General features: G+C 40.3%; 12 protein-coding genes. 4 read left to right on the top strand and 8 right to left on the bottom strand.

Annotated features, from left to right (window positions below; genetic code table 11):
- Positions 1-106 precede the first annotated feature (106 nt).
- Positions 107-997: a LysR family transcriptional regulator gene (locus OD757_RS08000; protein ID WP_263031493.1), complete on the top strand. Its 891-nt coding sequence runs from the start codon at positions 107-109 to the stop codon at positions 995-997.
- Positions 998-1,006: 9 nt separating this feature from the next.
- Here OD757_RS08000 and OD757_RS07995 read toward each other — a convergent pair whose 3' ends face one another.
- Positions 1,007-1,282, bottom strand: a complete 276-nt coding sequence (locus OD757_RS07995; protein ID WP_009386860.1) for a hypothetical protein — start codon at positions 1,280-1,282, stop codon at positions 1,007-1,009.
- Between the two features lie 328 nt (positions 1,283-1,610).
- Here OD757_RS07995 and OD757_RS07990 point away from each other — a divergent pair, with 328 nt between their 5' ends.
- Together OD757_RS07990 and OD757_RS07985 are read left to right on the top strand one after the other, a co-directional pair.
- Complete coding sequence (locus OD757_RS07990; protein WP_263031492.1) at positions 1,611-2,318, top strand: YoaK family protein; 708 nt, start codon at positions 1,611-1,613, stop codon at positions 2,316-2,318.
- A 149-nt stretch (positions 2,319-2,467) separates the two neighbouring features.
- Positions 2,468-4,381 carry an esterase/lipase family protein gene (locus OD757_RS07985; protein ID WP_263031491.1) on the top strand — a complete coding sequence of 638 codons (1,914 nt, stop codon included), beginning with the start codon at positions 2,468-2,470 and terminating at the stop codon, positions 4,379-4,381.
- Positions 4,382-4,436: 55 nt separating this feature from the next.
- On the opposite strand, the gene OD757_RS07980 is transcribed toward OD757_RS07985, so the two are convergent.
- The 7 genes from OD757_RS07980 to betI form a co-directional block, all read right to left on the bottom strand.
- Entirely contained in the window at positions 4,437-5,771 is a 1,335-nt protein-coding gene (locus tag OD757_RS07980) for a basic amino acid/polyamine antiporter (RefSeq protein WP_263031490.1), read from the bottom strand.
- A 5-nt stretch (positions 5,772-5,776) separates the two neighbouring features.
- Positions 5,777-6,655, bottom strand: coding sequence for a homocysteine S-methyltransferase family protein (locus OD757_RS07975; RefSeq protein WP_263031489.1), 879 nt, complete (start codon positions 6,653-6,655; stop codon positions 5,777-5,779).
- Positions 6,656-6,871: 216 nt separating this feature from the next.
- Positions 6,872-7,342: a hypothetical protein gene (locus tag OD757_RS07970; protein ID WP_263031488.1), complete on the bottom strand. Its 471-nt coding sequence runs from the start codon at positions 7,340-7,342 to the stop codon at positions 6,872-6,874.
- Between the two features lie 92 nt (positions 7,343-7,434).
- A complete protein-coding gene (gene mqo, locus OD757_RS07965; protein WP_263031487.1) occupies positions 7,435-9,075 on the bottom strand; it encodes a malate dehydrogenase (quinone) in 1,641 nt (546 codons plus the stop codon).
- A 510-nt stretch (positions 9,076-9,585) separates the two neighbouring features.
- Entirely contained in the window at positions 9,586-11,244 is a 1,659-nt protein-coding gene (gene betA / locus OD757_RS07960; RefSeq protein ID WP_263031486.1) for a choline dehydrogenase, read from the bottom strand.
- A 95-nt stretch (positions 11,245-11,339) separates the two neighbouring features.
- Positions 11,340-12,812 carry a betaine-aldehyde dehydrogenase gene (betB, locus tag OD757_RS07955; protein WP_263031485.1) on the bottom strand — a complete coding sequence of 491 codons (1,473 nt, stop codon included), beginning with the start codon at positions 12,810-12,812 and terminating at the stop codon, positions 11,340-11,342.
- Complete coding sequence (gene betI / locus OD757_RS07950) at positions 12,805-13,428, bottom strand: transcriptional regulator BetI (protein ID WP_009386478.1); 624 nt, start codon at positions 13,426-13,428, stop codon at positions 12,805-12,807. The genes betB and betI overlap by 8 nt, the downstream gene beginning before the upstream one ends.
- Before the next feature lie 265 nt (positions 13,429-13,693).
- Between betI and OD757_RS07945 the strand changes: the two genes are divergently transcribed.
- A complete protein-coding gene (locus OD757_RS07945; protein ID WP_263031484.1) occupies positions 13,694-15,316 on the top strand; it encodes a BCCT family transporter in 1,623 nt (540 codons plus the stop codon).
- Positions 15,317-15,328 lie beyond the last annotated feature (12 nt).

Raw genomic sequence — 15,328 nt, 5'->3', positions numbered from 1 at the left:
GGAGTATAGAAATTGGTGAGCTATGTAGGAATTACCAATTCTTGAATTTCAGTTATACTGAAAATGTATGGCTCAAAAATGCAAGTTTACGATTTAGGAAGAATCGATGAATTATGAATTATGGAAAATATTTTTAGACGCGGTGGAACTCGGTAGCTTAAGCAAAGTCGCGATGCTACATAACACCAATCAACCGCAAATTAGTCGGCAAATGAACGAGCTTGAGGCACAATGCGGTGGCCGTTTGTTTAACCGAACTGGACGCGGCGTTGAGCTAACCGATTTAGGCCAGCATTTACTTCCTAAAATTCGTTCATGGCTGAACGTGACCGACCAACTCAATAATGAAATTTTGCACTCGACCGATACCCCAATTGGTACGGTTCGTATCGCCAGTTTGCCATCTACTGCACATCCGTTGTTATCGACTCTCTATAAAGTGCTTCAAGAGAAATATCCCTTAATTAAACTATCGGTGCGTGAAGGGCAAGGAGTGCATTTAGAAAAATGGCTTGAAGATGGCAGCGTCGATTTAGCCATTCTCTATCGGTTTAACCCAACGCCTAAACAAGGCGATGTTTACCTTACCGAAGCCGATACCTATTTGGTGGGAGCTGAAGGAGATGTGCTCACTCAGGCAAATGAAGTCGAATTTAAAGAAATAGACCAATTACCCCTTGTGACCTTTTGCCGACCAAGTAACTGGCGCAATTTTTTAGATCACATGGCTTATGAAAATGGGGTAGAGCTGAATATTGTGTTTGAAGCCGACTCGATTAGTTTGCAAACCCATTTAGTTTCCGAGTCTCGCATGTATACCATGCTGGGGCCGCAAGCTTTAAAAAAGGCCAGCCAATACACCTCAATTCAAGCGGCAAAAATTATTACCCCTGCACTCAAGCGTTATATTTCTTTGTCTATTTCTAAGCACGGATATTTAACGCCTGCGTGTAAGGCGGTGATGGAAGAAATTAGAAATCTTGCTCATTTGCTTTAATGAGTAACTTTATGACTGGCATTCTCGCATGGTGCGCATCATGGTTTTCACAAAATCACGTGGTACTTCGGGGCTTTGTAAACTTAAATTTCCAAGTTTATGCATCAGTTTAGGGGAATATTGACGTTCTAAACGGTGATAAATGCATGTACAGCTTGCACGGCTATGTCCCGCCGCCATACATTTTAAGTAAAAATCACGGTGAGCATTATTTTTTTGACCTGCAAAGGCTATAGATGCAAATAATAATCCGCCTAGAAAAACTGAATAATTATAAAGTGACATATCCCTACTCGTGATTGTTGTTTTTCATTATCCATATCTTGGCATAACTTTTTCATGTTCAAAATCAGTTGATAACAACTCGCGGCTTCATCATAGTTAGAACAGTTTTCGAGGTCAAATTGATTTGTAGATGAGAACTGATTAATGTTTTAAAAATAGACAATTTTGATTGTTGCCAATTTAAAGACAGTGTTGCGACATAACGCAGTCTATGTTTTTACAAACTTTTTTGCTTTCATAAACCTTTTAACTTTATTCATTTTTTTATTTTAAATCATTTTAATACAACTTAATTGCTTTAAAACTTAACTCTAATAGGATACTTCATATGTCAGACATCCCCGTTAAAAAAGAGACAGAAAGTACATGGGCCATATGTCGAGATCCTGTTTTGCTGACCATGGTGGGTGGGGCAATTGATACCATTGGGTTTATTGCATTGTTTGGCTTTTTTACTGCGCATGTGACGGGAAACTTAGTGTTGGCAGGGGCTGCATGGGTCAAAGGCGGCGCTGGTATTTGGATCAAGCTTGCTGCTATTCCGCTATTTATTTTGACAGTGGTGATTACCAAACTGTTAATTGACCATAGTCAGGTCAAGCATAAAACACTGTCTTATTTATTTTTATTTGAAGCCATTTTTCTATGCGCTTTTATGTTTGCGGGTCTTTATTTCGAACCGTTTAAAAATCCAGATTCAATGACCGTGGCATTGACAGGTGGGCTTGGTTTAATTGCCTTAGCTATTCGTAATACTTCAAGCAAAACACTCATTAAAAATATTAGCCCAAGTACCATGATGACAGGCAACACTACACAGCTCGGTATTGATATTGCCAACTTGCTGAAAAATAATAATGCAGCGAATTGGGCAAGTTTGCTCAAAAGCGCGAGTATTGTAATTGGCTTTGTGATTGGTGCTTTCTTGGGAGCGATTCTCTATGTCTATTTTGACTTTTGGAGTGTAGCGCCGTTTATCTTACCCATTTTGTATTTCTCTTATTTAGCTTCACAGCAAAAGTTCAACCAAGCTTGATGAGAAAAAATAACAAATGAGCCTGAATTAAAATGAGTTCAGGCTTTTTTTCGTAATAAAGGAAAATGGAAGCGGAGCCGAAATTGTTCGTTCACTGCTTTACAGGCATAATGACCAGATGGGGAATACATTCGATAAAGGAATGCAGAATGACAAAGTCTTACCATTATTCAATCATAACAATAATGGCTTTGCTCAGTGGTTGTCAGGTCATTAATTTAAAAGAAAGTAATTTAAGCAATGCTTTAAAAAGTAAGAATGAAAGTATTCTGACCGACGGCACCTTAAGCCACCAAACCCAAAACTTACTGTATTTGGTCAAAAAAGACGAAAAATCTTGTCTGCAAAATTTTGATGATTGTTTAAATAAAATTCAAAGTCTGTCTGAAAATAGCAGCCGTGAAGAACGCTATGCTGCGCTCAGTGAAATTTACTTAGCCAAAGCTTTAGACGTTGGGCGTAGCAGCCAGTGTAATGTCATTAATAAAAATAACAGTTGCGTTGATCAAGAGCTGGCGTTGTTTGATAAAAGCTTACGTTATAGCTATGTCTATTTATTTGACTCTGAAGAGTCACCGTTCGATCGCGTGTTCGACCATCGCCAAAATCAGGTGCGTATTTTTTATAACGTCGCCTTGTCAAAGCTTATGACCACGTATTTTAATCATTTAAATACGCTTCATTTCCCACCGCTGCTTAAAGCGGATGGGCATGAGTACCACGTCAATTTTGACCATGCTGTAGATGTACAAAAAATTGAAGTCGATACTTTTCGCTCAAGCTATAACATGAACTTTTCTGGCTTTAATACTGTTAACCGTAAGGATGGTTTAGGAGCAGAGTTTATTGTTGGGCGTAAAGAAAATGATGTAAATCACGGCTTCATTTTAGACCCCGATGCTTTTTACGCTCACCAAGCCAACCCTAATATACATTTGCCTCGGTTCTTTCCGGTTACTGCCATTGCGTACCCTAAACAAAAGGCCACAGCCGATCAGGTTATTGCTGGGGCAGACTTAGAAATTGCGATGTTCGATCCATACAGGCAAGAACGCGTAAAAGTTGAAGGTGTGGACTATCCGCTCACTGCCAACTATTCGGCGCCTTATGGGCTTTGGCTGTCGAAATATAATTTAGGTGCAGCGGGTTATTGGTCTTTAATTAATAAAGAAAACAATTTAATCATGCCGCATTTATATATGCTGGAACCCTTTAACCCCAATAAGAAAATCATTGTATTTATTCATGGTTTAGCAAGTAGCCCAGAGGCTTGGGTGAGTCTAACTAACGACATTATGGGTGATGCCGAATTAAGACAAAACTATCAAGTCTGGCAGGTGTTTTATTCAACCAACATGCCAATTTTTGAAAGCCGTTTTCAGATTTATTCATTGTTGAATCAGGCTTTTCAAAACATTGCCAAAGACAGTTATGCTGCACACGATGCAGTGTTGGTCGGGCATAGTATGGGCGGCGTGATTAGCCGTTTATTGGTGAGTGATGCTGATGTTTCAGAGCAAGCTATGCAAAAAATGAATGAAGCGCAGCTAAACCGTTTAAAAGAAAATCCGGTCATTCGAGAGCGTTTTCAGTTCAAAGCTTTACCTTATTTTAAACGCGTTGTTTTTGTTTCGGCCCCTCATCATGGTACAGACTACGCTGACCGATGGTTTACCCAAATTGCCCGCCGTATTATTCGTTTACCAGCCGATTTTTTTATTGCAGTCGAAATGCGAGATGAGAAAAATACAAAACTCAGAAAAGGTTTAATTGAAAATGGGGCGAGTAATTTAAGCCGTGCTTCTAGCTTTATGCAGCTTACCCAAGCCATTCAGCCATCGTCTAACGTGGTCTATCACTCGATTATGGGTAATATTCATGGCACGCCAGATAAGTTAAAAAGCAGCGATGGGATTGTGCCGTATCAAAGTTCACATTTGGGTGGGGAACAGTCGGAACTGATTATTAAAGGTGGGCATTCGATTCAAACCACACCGGAAGCCATTTTAGAATTACGCCGTATTTTACGATTGCACTTAAAGCAGTCGCAGCCTTCAAAATAGAATTTTTTGTTTTGAGAAAACCACTGCTGAAATGACTCAACAGTGGTTGAAGTACTTAATTAAGCTGATTTTGTTTGAGCGATTTTTTATGCTCAAAGTAGCTGATTGAAAAAATAACCAAGCCGACCAAATACAACACTACAGACAGAAGTAATAAATCTAAACCTGCCGCGTAGAGCAACCAAAGTGCGTAAATTGAAGCGACGCTGGCAATGGCAATATGCGGTGTGCGTTTGTGACGAATAGATTCTTTAAGATAAAAAGCTGACACCAGAAAATAAGGCAGCAAAATCATGACCGAGGAAATTAATAAAAGCTGGGTGTAGTTTTTATTGAAAAAATACACGGCAATCAAGGCACCTTGCACGACAATAGTGGTTAGCCAAAGTGATGAAATGGGTACATTATTTTGATTATTCTTTAAAAATAATTTCGGGAATGCACTGTTTTTTGCAGCCAAATATGGAATTTCAGTGGCGAACAAAGTCCAGCTTAAATAAGACGAAGAAACTGAAATAATCAGCCCGATGGTAATAACAATCGTGCCCGGTAAACCGATCAGTTGCTGCAAAATGGTGGCCATTGATGGGTTGTGCATGCCAGCAAGCGCTTCACGACTTACTACGCCATAGGCCAATACCGTCACCATCACGTAAAAACTTAACGCCAGCAAAACACCTAAAATAGTTGCTTTACCAATATCATGACGTTTTTTCGCACGCGATGATAAAACCACAGCACCTTCAATACCAGTAAATACCCAAAGGGTAATCAGCATCAGGTCTTTCACTTGCTGCCAAAGTGGAACTTTTAAAGAGAAGTCATTTAAGTTGAGTTTGAACAAATCAAACTTAAAGGCAATAAATGTGAAAAAGATAAAGACTACCATTGGAATAATTTTGGCAATGGTTGCCAGTAAATTCACAATCGCAGCTTCTTTAATGCCTCGGCTCACTAACCAGTGTACCAGCCATACAAAAATGCTTGAGCCAATGAGAGAGTAGAGCGTATTACCTTCACCAAAAATAATATGGTCTTTGCTATCGGTAAACATGCCGACGCCGGAAAAGGCAATCACCACATAACCGACAATACCAATGGTGGTACACAACCAATAACCCCACGCCGAGCAAAAACCAATCAGGTCTCCAAAGCCTTCACGTGCATAGTTATAAATACCACCGTCTAAATCTGGTCGCTGACGCGTTAAATGCAATAGCGTGAGGGCCAAGAAAATAATGCCGACCCCAGTAATGAGCCATGCAATAAGAAGGGCAGAGCCGTTAGCGACTTGAGCCATATTTTGGGGGAGGCTAAATACACCTGACCCCACCATAGAACTAAAGACCAGCGCTGTAAGAGACAATAGTCCAATTTTGGCAGCAGACATGGTATTTATTCTTTAAAAAATTGAGAAAGTTCAGCAATGTGTTCTGGACCAATACCACAGCAACCGCCGACTAGACTTGCACCTGCTTGCTGCCATTGCTTAGCAAACCCAAGATAAGCAGGAGCGTCTAGGTCTTTACGAATTTCATCCAGACCATCGTTGGCAGTAGCGCTTTCATCTTGCGGTGGGAACGCATTGGCATAGGCACCAATCTGAACAGACTCTGGAATCAGTCCTTTAATTTCATTAATGGCTTGTAAGATTACTTCAGGCTGACAGCAGTTAAACAACACTGCTTTGGCGTTTGATTGTTTGATGAAATCAGCCACTTGTTGCATATTTTCGCCTGAACGAAGTAATGCTTGTTCTTGTTTAACTTCATCTTGCAGCGTAAATGACACCCAATAGTCTTTACCATCTTGTGGTAATAACGCATGGACTGTTTCAACTTCTTTTAAGCATGATTGGGTTTCTGCTAACCAAAAATCTACTTCTGGTGCCAATGTGTTAATGATGGGCTCGGCAAGGCTTTTAGCTTGTTCAGGTTGAAACAAGTCGGCACGGTAAGAACCAAATAAAGGTGGTAAGCAGCCTGCGATTTTGACATTTTTGCCGCTTTCTTTAACTGCATTTTTTGCTTGTTCGATGGCAACTTTAATTAAACGTACACCGTCAGTTTCAAAGCGTTCTTGCCCAATATGAAATGGCACAACAGCATAGTTATTGGTGGTAATGACTTCTGAACCAGCGTTAATAAAATCGAGATGTACTTCTTTTACTGTTTCAGGAGCTTCAATGAGTGCGAGAGCAGACCACTCTGGTTGACGAAACGGAGCGCCACGACGGGCCAATTCACGGCCTAAACCGCCATCTAAAATTTTCATAAATTACAACATAAAGGGAGAAAAAATATTTGATTAATCTAGCGTGTAGATGTATCGAGTTCAATCGCGAATATGCTCGATATATTTCTAAATAAATTAGATTGTTATGAATATTTTTTCTTAAAAGGATTTCTGTAGATGATGTTCAGTTTTACTGATGAACTTCATGTGAAAATGATTACGTATTTATTTGAAAATCTAGACTAAAAAATAATCTTATAATGCGCCATATTGTTGCCAACTTTCGCCAGTGTGCTGCGTTTTATAATACGCATTAAGCTGTTCAAGCTGCATAAAGTGTATGCCTGACCAAATTAATAAACTGATGAATATTAAAACTTTAGATAAGCGACGAACTTTTTCTAGGCGAGCAAAAGCTAACAGTACAAAAAATAGGGCAGGTAAAAATATAAAGAACTGAACTGGGGAGAAAAATAAATGAGCAGTGCTGAAATATAACGCCACTGCACTCATCAGCACATTTAAAACAGAACATAGTTTTTGATATTTGCCGAGCTTGAAAGAGTAGGCAGTAATGACAAATAGCAGGGCTGAGCTAACATAAATGGCTGTACCACCAATCATCCACATATAAAATCCGCTTAACAAAAGATAAGCCAGTAGCAAAATAAGTACGAGCTTAAAGCATAATGACAAGAGGCGAGATGATGAGTTTAAAGGCGTCATAGCGAATCTAAATATCTCAACTAAGGTCTTAAAAAAACAAAAGGACGAATCGAAATTCATCCTTTTGGAGTTTTAGTTATACATCGTCAAACTTAGTTTGCTTTTGCAACTGGGGCAGCAGCAGTATCATCGTTTGCAGCTTTGAACGGAGATGTATAGTTCAAGCCAAGTGTAGAACTTGTGTACTGACGAACTTTGTCAAGTAACACAGGATCTTTGCTTAAGTCTTGTTTATAAGAAACCACAATTTCATGAAGCTTCTGGTTCCACTTACCTTCAGTTTGCTGAGGGAAAGCTTTTTCAAGCAAGTTAAGCATGATGTATGGAGAAGTCGAAGCACCCGGAGATGCACCTAACAATGCAGTTACAGCACCATCTTTAGACGCAAAGATTTCTGTACCGAATTGAAGCGTTGCTGGTTTACCTGGTTCTTTCTTGATGATCTGAACACGTTGACCACCTTGGCTTAAACGCCAGTCTTCAGCTTTCGCATCTGGGTAGTATTTACGAAGTTCATTTAGACGATCTTGGTCTGACATCATTACTTGGCTCACCAAGTATTTAACAAGATCAAGGTTTTCTAAACCAACAGTCGTCATTGGTAAAACGTTGCTTTTGTTTGTTGATGCAAGTAAGTCAAGCTGAGAACCATTTTTCAGGAACTTGTTTGAATAGGTTGCAAATGGTCCAAACAATACATATTTTTTACCGTCAATATAACGCGTATCAATATGTGGTACAGACATTGGAGGCGCACCTAATTCAGCACGGCCATATACTTTCGCTGTGTGTTCAGCAGTAATTTTTGGGTTGTCTGTAATTAAGAACTCACCACCAACAGGGAAACCAGCATATTGTTTCGCCTCTGGTAAACCAGTAAGTTGCAATAATTTAACCGCTGCACCACCTGCACCAATAAATACAAAACGTGTTTTAACGTGATCTACTTTACCAGTTTTCAAATTTTTGAAAGACACAGTCCAAGTCTTGTCATCATTTTGGCTGATGCCAGTCACTTCGGTTGAAGTCTGTAATTTGAAGTTCGGGTTTTGGTCTAAACGATTTACTAACTGTTTAGTGATAGAACCATAGTTTACGTCAGAGCCAACATCCATACGGGTTGCTGCAACTTTTTGACTAGGGTCACGGTCATTCATTACTAAAGGTGCCCATTGTTTAATTACAGCTGGGTCTTCAGTAAATTTCATGCCTTTAAACAACGGGCTTTGAATCATGGCAGCATAACGTTTTTCTAAAAATTTAACGTTATCGCCCCAAACGAAAGCAATGTGCGGAACTGGGTTAATGAATGATTTCGGTTCAGCTAAAACACCTTGTTTTACCTGATATGACCAAAACTGTTTAGCAACTTCAAATTGAGAAGCAACTTTTTCAGCTTTGACAATTTCCATCTTACCGTTTTTCTCTTCGGTATAGTTCATTTCCATAAAGCCTGAGTGGCCTGTTCCGGCATTGTTAAAGCCGTTTGAACTTTCTTGAGCAACTTGGTCAAGACGTTCATACATACGAATTTGCCAGTTTGGTTCAAGCTCAGTGAAATAAGTACCGAGAGTGGCACTCATGATGCCGCCGCCAACAAGAACAGCATCAACAACTGGCTCATCTTTTGCAGTTTCTACTTGTTTTGACGCAGTTGGTCTAAACAAGAAAACAATTCCTGCAATTAAAATAAGAATGATTAATACCAGAAGGTATTTCAAAAACTTTTTCATGTAAGGGGGACCTTAAAATAAGTTATTTGAGTCACTTAAGGTGTGAGGAAACCTAGACAGCGTATCCAGACAAAATGGATATAAATGCGAAAGTAAATTCTCAAAAACAGAGAACTTCTAAAAAAATAAAAATTACTTGGGATTATCGCAAACACTCTATATTTTAGACTAATTTTGCATTGACAAGACAATTTTTATAATAAATGGGGTTCATCAAAATCATAAATATGATTTATATTTAATCAAATTAAGCTTTAATAAGATTATTTTAAATATTTGTTTGATTTTAAGTTGTTGAAAAATAATTAATAATTTATAAATGGTTAAAGTTAACTCATTTGAAGAATATTTGCCTATAAAAATAGATTAATTTTTATTTCATGGCCTATTTATGTAAATAAACTCCTCGCAAAAGCTTATTTTCTGTCATACATCGTTCTTATTAATATTGGTTCTATAAGTATTAAATTAAGGGTATATCTCTGCATAAGAAATATACCCTTTGATGTTTTATGACGCTACATAGAATGGTGCAGTTGAACGTGGTAATGCTTCACGTCCACGAATTTGATCTGCAATTTTTTCGGCAATCATAATAGTGGTTGCATTTAAATTACCGGTAATAATGAGCGGCATGATTGAGGCATCGACTACACGCAAACCATTCATACCATGGACGCGGCCTTGACCATCTACGACAGCCATTTCGTCTTCGCCCATTTTACAACTACAAGACGGGTGGTAAGCTGTTTCTGCATGGTTACGAACAAAGTCATCAAGCTCTGCATCGGTTTGCAAATGTTTGCCTGGACTAATTTCTTCACCGCGATATGGGTCAAGCGCAGGTTGCTGCATGATTTCACGCGTAATACGAATTGCATCACGGAATTCACGCCAGTCTTGTTCAGTCGACATATAGTTAAACAAGATACTTGGATGCTCAAACGGATCTTTAGATTTGAGTCTAATACGACCACGTGAAGGCGAACGCATTGAACCTACATGAGCTTGGAAACCATGTTCTTTCACGGCATTACTACCATTGTAGTTAATAGCAACTGGCAAGAAATGGTACTGAATGTTTGGCCATTTGAACTCATCCGAACTACGGATAAATCCGCCTGCTTCAAACTGGTTGCTTGCGCCAATACCCGTACCGTTAAATAGCCACTCGGCACCAATCGCAGGTTGGTTATACCATTTTAAGGCTGGGTATAAAGAAACGGGTTGCTTACATTTATATTGTAAGTACATTTCTAAATGGTCTTGCAGGTTTTCACCAACACCCGGTAAATCATGAACCACATCAATGTCCATTGATTTTAAGAAGGTACTTTCACCTACACCTGAGCGTTGTAAAATTTGTGGTGAAGCAATTGCGCCAGCACACAGTAACACTTCGCGTTTTACCAAGGCACGTTGCAAGTTGTTTTGATCAGCACCAATAATATATTCAACACCGACCGCTTGTTTTTGGTTAAACAAGATTTTGTTAGTCGTCGCATGAGTCAGAATGGTTAGGTTTGGACGACCTTTTGCCATATCTAAATAGCCACGTGCAGTGCTTGAGCGGCGACCTTTAGGCGTAACTGTGCGGTCCATTGGACCAAAGCCTTCTTGCTGGTAACCATTTAAGTCATCGGTACGCGGGTAACCTGCTTGTACGCCAGCTTCAACCATGGCATGGAACAACACATTGTTGCCATTTTTAGGGGTGGCAACAGATACAGGACCATTGCCGCCATGGTAGTCATTTTCACCAATGTCACGGGTTTCGGCTTTTTTGTAGTATGGCAAACAGTCGGCATAAGACCAGTTTTCAAGGCCTTTATGAGTTGCCCATTGCTCTAAATCCATTGCGTTACCGCGGATATAGCACATGCCATTAATTAAAGATGAACCGCCTAAACCTTTACCACGACCACATTCCATACGGCGGTTATTCATGTGTGGTTCAGGGTCGGTTAAATAAGCCCAGTTATAGCGACGACCTTGCAGAGGGTAGGCCAAAGCTGCCGGCATTTGTGTACGGAAATCCAAGCGATAATCTGGTCCACCCGCTTCTAATAATAAAACGGTGGTATCTTTGTCTTCAGTCAAACGCGCAGCGAGTACATTTCCGGCAGATCCTGCGCCAATAATAATGTAATCATATTCTTTAATATTCATAACTATCCTTTTTTTACTAACAGTTTGCCTGAGCAATCTATAAAGACTGCTCGGCATATGTGATTTAGGTTGAAGTGTTTAAAGCGATTGAGGCATTAAAAAATGCTTTGATAATCGCCAAGTTCAACTTGAATAGATTTGATACGGGTATAGTGCCCAAGTGTGGTTAGACCATTTTCGCGGCCCACGCCAGATTGTTTGTAGCCACCAACTGGCATTTCGGCAGGCGATTCGCCCCACGTGTTAATCCAGCAAATACCAGCTTCAATTTGGTGAATAATGCGATGAGCGCGGCTAATGTCTTGAGTAACAACGCCAGCAGCTAAACCAAAGGTAGTGTCGTTAGCACGACGGATGACTTCTTCTTCGGTTTCATAGCTTAAAATGCTCATGACAGGTCCAAAAATTTCTTCTTGAACAATCGCCATTTGGTCAGTGCAGTCGCTAAATACTGTCGGTAATACATAAGCACCTTTCGCAAGATCACCCTCTGTTGCGCGGCCACCGCCAATTAACACTTTAGCGCCTTGTTGTTTGCCCGACTCAATGAAAGACAACACTTTTTCCATATGAGGGAAGCTCGTGAGTGGACCAAAGTTTGTCTCTTCAGCCATTGGGTCGCCAATGCGAATACGTTTTACACGCTCTACAACGGCTTTTTCAAAGTCGGCTAAACGTGATTTTGGAACAAATACACGTGTACCGTTGGTACATACTTGACCTGAGCTAAAGAAGTTCGCCATGACTGCAATGTCTGCGGCACGGTTAAGGTCAGCATCTTCACAAATAATCAGTGGAGATTTACCACCAAGTTCCATGGTCACTTCTTTAAGCGTAGAGCCAGCAGCGCTTGCCATGACTTTTTTGCCAGTTTCCACACCACCAGTGAATGAGATTTTTTCAATCACAGGATGTTCAGTGAGCCATTGACCGATTTCACGACCAGCACCTTGTACCACGTTAAATACGCCGTCTGGTAAGCCAGCTTCTGTATAGATTTCTGCAAGTTTAAATGCAGTGAGTGGAGTGGTTTCGCTTGGCTTGAAAATCATGGCATTACCCGCAGCAAGGGCAGGGGCAGATTTCCATAAAGCGATTTGAATTGGATAGTTCCAGGCACCAATACCTGCAACCACGCCTAAAGGTTCACGGCGTGTATAAAAGAAACTTGATTCGCGAAGTGGAACTTGGTCACCCTGAATGGCTGTTGCAAGTCCTGCATAGTATTCGAGTACATCTGCACCAGTCACAATGTCGACTGTAGATGTTTCGCTAAGAGCTTTACCTGTGTCGAGTGTTTCAAGACGGGCAAGCTCATCATTTCGTTCACGAAGAATGTCGACAGCACGACGCAAAATACGTGAACGCTCCATGGCAGTCATGGCAGCCCAGATTTTTTGTCCTTGTTGGGCACTTTGTACAGCAGCTTCAATATCTTGTTCAGATGCTTGCTGAAGAGTCGCGATTGTCTCGCCGTTGGCAGGGTTAATACTATTAAATGTTTTACCACTGGTTGCTTTAACATAGCGTCCATGGATATACAGTTGATGAACTTGTACATCACTCATTTTGTCTCTCCTGCAAAGGCTTGTTCGCAAATTGCAATTGCGTTTGTACATAATCGTAAGCAATGGAACGGGCAAGATTGCTGTCAAATTCGTTATGACGGCTCAAACTGCCTCGTAGCCATAATCCATCAATCAATGCTGCCAGACCTCGAGCGGCAACACTGGCCTGTGGTTCATCCATTAACTTGAGAAAGTAAAACTTCAAGTTGGAGTACAGGCGTTGATCATTAATCTTTTGCAAGCGGCTTAAGTCTGGTACGTGCATACTCGCTGACCAAAAGTCTAACCAGACCCGCATTGCTTTTTCATTGACCTGACTAATGTCAAAGTTAGAGTCGATAATGGCCTTAATCTGGCTCTCTGGATGCGTATCTGCTTCTGCTCTGTACTGTTCGGTTTTATGACGCAGAACATTCAGCATTTCTTGCATACAGGTATTTATCAACCCTTGTTTGTCGCCAAAATAATGGCTGACAATGCCGGTCGACAACTCGGCTTTTTTTGCAATTTGTGCAATGGTGGTATTGGATAACCCCACTTCATAAATTACGTCGAGTGCGGCATTCATAATCTCTTCACGTCGCACGTGCTCTGGTTTTACTCTGCGTTTTGTCATGTTTTTCCACATCAGCACTTTTAGCGGTGCTTTAAATTCAGCATGTTAACTTGCAGAGCATCATAGCACTTTTTTTATCATACTTGTTATTGATTGAACGTTCAATCAATAACAAGTATGATATGTAAAAATCAATGAATTTTTGAATATTGCCTCTAGGAATAAAGAGGTAAAATCAAAGGTTCTTACGGATAGGATGATGCGCATAAGTACAGTACTTATCACGTTATTTTGAGAAAATACACCGATTGCAAGGAGCAATAAGATGGTGTTGAAAAGTGATAGATATTCTTCAGACCATATTCGGTTAAATCGTTTTGTATTTTGGAGTTCAGCCATCAGTATTGGCATTTTTGGCCTACTTTTTGTGCTGTTTCCAGAAAAAAGTCAGTTTTGGTTGACCTACATACAAGAGCAAGTAAATCACTTTTTCGGGTGGTATTACATGCTGGTTATTGTGCTTTGTCTCGGCTTTGTGGCATGGCTCGCTTTTTCAAAAGTAGGGCAGATTCCATTAGGAAAAGACGACGACAAACCTGAGTTTAGTTATTTGGCTTGGACTTCCATGCTTTTCTCGGCAGGTATTGGTATTGCCTTACTTTACTATGGCGTTGCTGAACCCGTTGACCATTTTTTAAGACCACCGGAAGGTGAGGCGGGAACCATTCAGGCTGCCCGTAATGCCATGACCTATAGCTTTTTGCATTGGGGCATTCATGGCTGGGTACTCTATGCATTGCTCGGGGTCACTTTAGGTTACTTCGCTTTCAGACAAAACTTGCCATTAGCACTGCGTTCGGCGCTTTACCCAATTTTTGGAGAGCGTGTTCATGGCTTGGTGGGTGATTTTGTTGATGGCTTTGGAATTTTAGCTACAGTTATTTCCTTGGTCACCAACTTGGGAATTGGGGCTTTGGTGCTTGTGTCAGGCATTTGCTATTTGCTTCCGCAAATTCCTAATAACTCTGTGACCTTAATTACTGTTGTTCTTATTATGATGTTTGTTGCCACGATCACGACCGTGGTGGGCATTGAAAAAGGCTTGGCATGGTTGTCGCGTATTAATTTACGTCTGCTGTATGCATTACTTTTATTTGTATTTTTAACGGGCCCTACAAATCATTTATTAAATGGCCTTGTGCAAAATATGGGTGATTATCTAAGCAATTTTATTGGTAAAAGCTTTGATATGTATTTATATAACCCAAAAGCAAGTGGCTGGTTGGGTTCGTGGACTGTGTTTTATTGGGCATGGTGGATTGCTTGGGCGCCTTTTGTCGGCATGTTTATTGCCCGTATTTCAAAAGGACGTACGATTCGCGAAGTTGTATTGGGTGTATGCCTGATTCCACTGGGCTTTACCCTAGCTTGGATTTCGGTTTTTGGAAATACGGCCATTTACTTTATCTTGAACCAAAAACAGAAAGTTTTGGGCGATATGGTTTTAACTGATCCGGCATTATCTTTATTTAAGTTACTCGAATATCTGCCGTTTAATCCTTATGTTGCAGGTATTGTTGTTGTAATTTGTTTCGTTTTATTTTTGACACCAGTTGGCTCTGGTACACTTATGATCGCTAATTTGTCCTCAAAAGGGGGCACCAATGATAGTGATTCACCGATCTGGTTACGCGTTTTTTGGTCTGTGGTAATTACCATTGTAAGTATTGGCTTGCTATTAGCCGGTAGTTTCAACTCCATGCAAAGTGCTGTGGTGTTATGTGGTTTACCATTTTCAGTCATTATTTTGCTTTATATGTTTGGTTTAGCCAAAGCCTTAAAACAAGATGATTTTGACCCTCAATTAGTGAAAAAACAGTTAGCTGTTTCAAAAGACATTTCGGTTCCGTCGAATTGTGACCAGAATAAAGTGACTGAGGTTTTATAACCTCAACCGATC

The sequence above is a fragment of the Acinetobacter sp. AYS6 genome, from assembly GCF_025630795.1.
Classification (GTDB): domain Bacteria; phylum Pseudomonadota; class Gammaproteobacteria; order Pseudomonadales; family Moraxellaceae; genus Acinetobacter.
The sequence above is the reverse complement of the archived record's forward strand: the minus strand, read 5'-3'. Positions and strand labels throughout refer to the sequence as shown.

What these genes read in the sequence shown, in the direction of transcription:
- OD757_RS07995 (WP_009386860.1), bottom strand. Translation starts at nt 1,282, where the DNA reads ATGTCACTTTATAATTATTCAGTTTTTCTAGGCGGATTATTATTTGCA.
- betA (WP_263031486.1), bottom strand. Translation starts at nt 11,244, where the DNA reads ATGAATATTAAAGAATATGATTACATTATTATTGGCGCAGGATCTGCC.
- OD757_RS07990 (WP_263031492.1), top strand. Translation starts at nt 1,611, where the DNA reads ATGTCAGACATCCCCGTTAAAAAAGAGACAGAAAGTACATGGGCCATA.
- OD757_RS07975 (WP_263031489.1), bottom strand. Translation starts at nt 6,655, where the DNA reads ATGAAAATTTTAGATGGCGGTTTAGGCCGTGAATTGGCCCGTCGTGGC.
- betI (WP_009386478.1), bottom strand. Translation starts at nt 13,428, where the DNA reads ATGACAAAACGCAGAGTAAAACCAGAGCACGTGCGACGTGAAGAGATT.
- OD757_RS07980 (WP_263031490.1), bottom strand. Translation starts at nt 5,771, where the DNA reads ATGTCTGCTGCCAAAATTGGACTATTGTCTCTTACAGCGCTGGTCTTT.
- OD757_RS07985 (WP_263031491.1), top strand. Translation starts at nt 2,468, where the DNA reads ATGACAAAGTCTTACCATTATTCAATCATAACAATAATGGCTTTGCTC.
- mqo (WP_263031487.1), bottom strand. Translation starts at nt 9,075, where the DNA reads ATGAAAAAGTTTTTGAAATACCTTCTGGTATTAATCATTCTTATTTTA.
- OD757_RS08000 (WP_263031493.1), top strand. Translation starts at nt 107, where the DNA reads ATGAATTATGAATTATGGAAAATATTTTTAGACGCGGTGGAACTCGGT.
- betB (WP_263031485.1), bottom strand. Translation starts at nt 12,812, where the DNA reads ATGAGTGATGTACAAGTTCATCAACTGTATATCCATGGACGCTATGTT.
- OD757_RS07945 (WP_263031484.1), top strand. Translation starts at nt 13,694, where the DNA reads ATGGTGTTGAAAAGTGATAGATATTCTTCAGACCATATTCGGTTAAAT.
- OD757_RS07970 (WP_263031488.1), bottom strand. Translation starts at nt 7,342, where the DNA reads ATGACGCCTTTAAACTCATCATCTCGCCTCTTGTCATTATGCTTTAAG.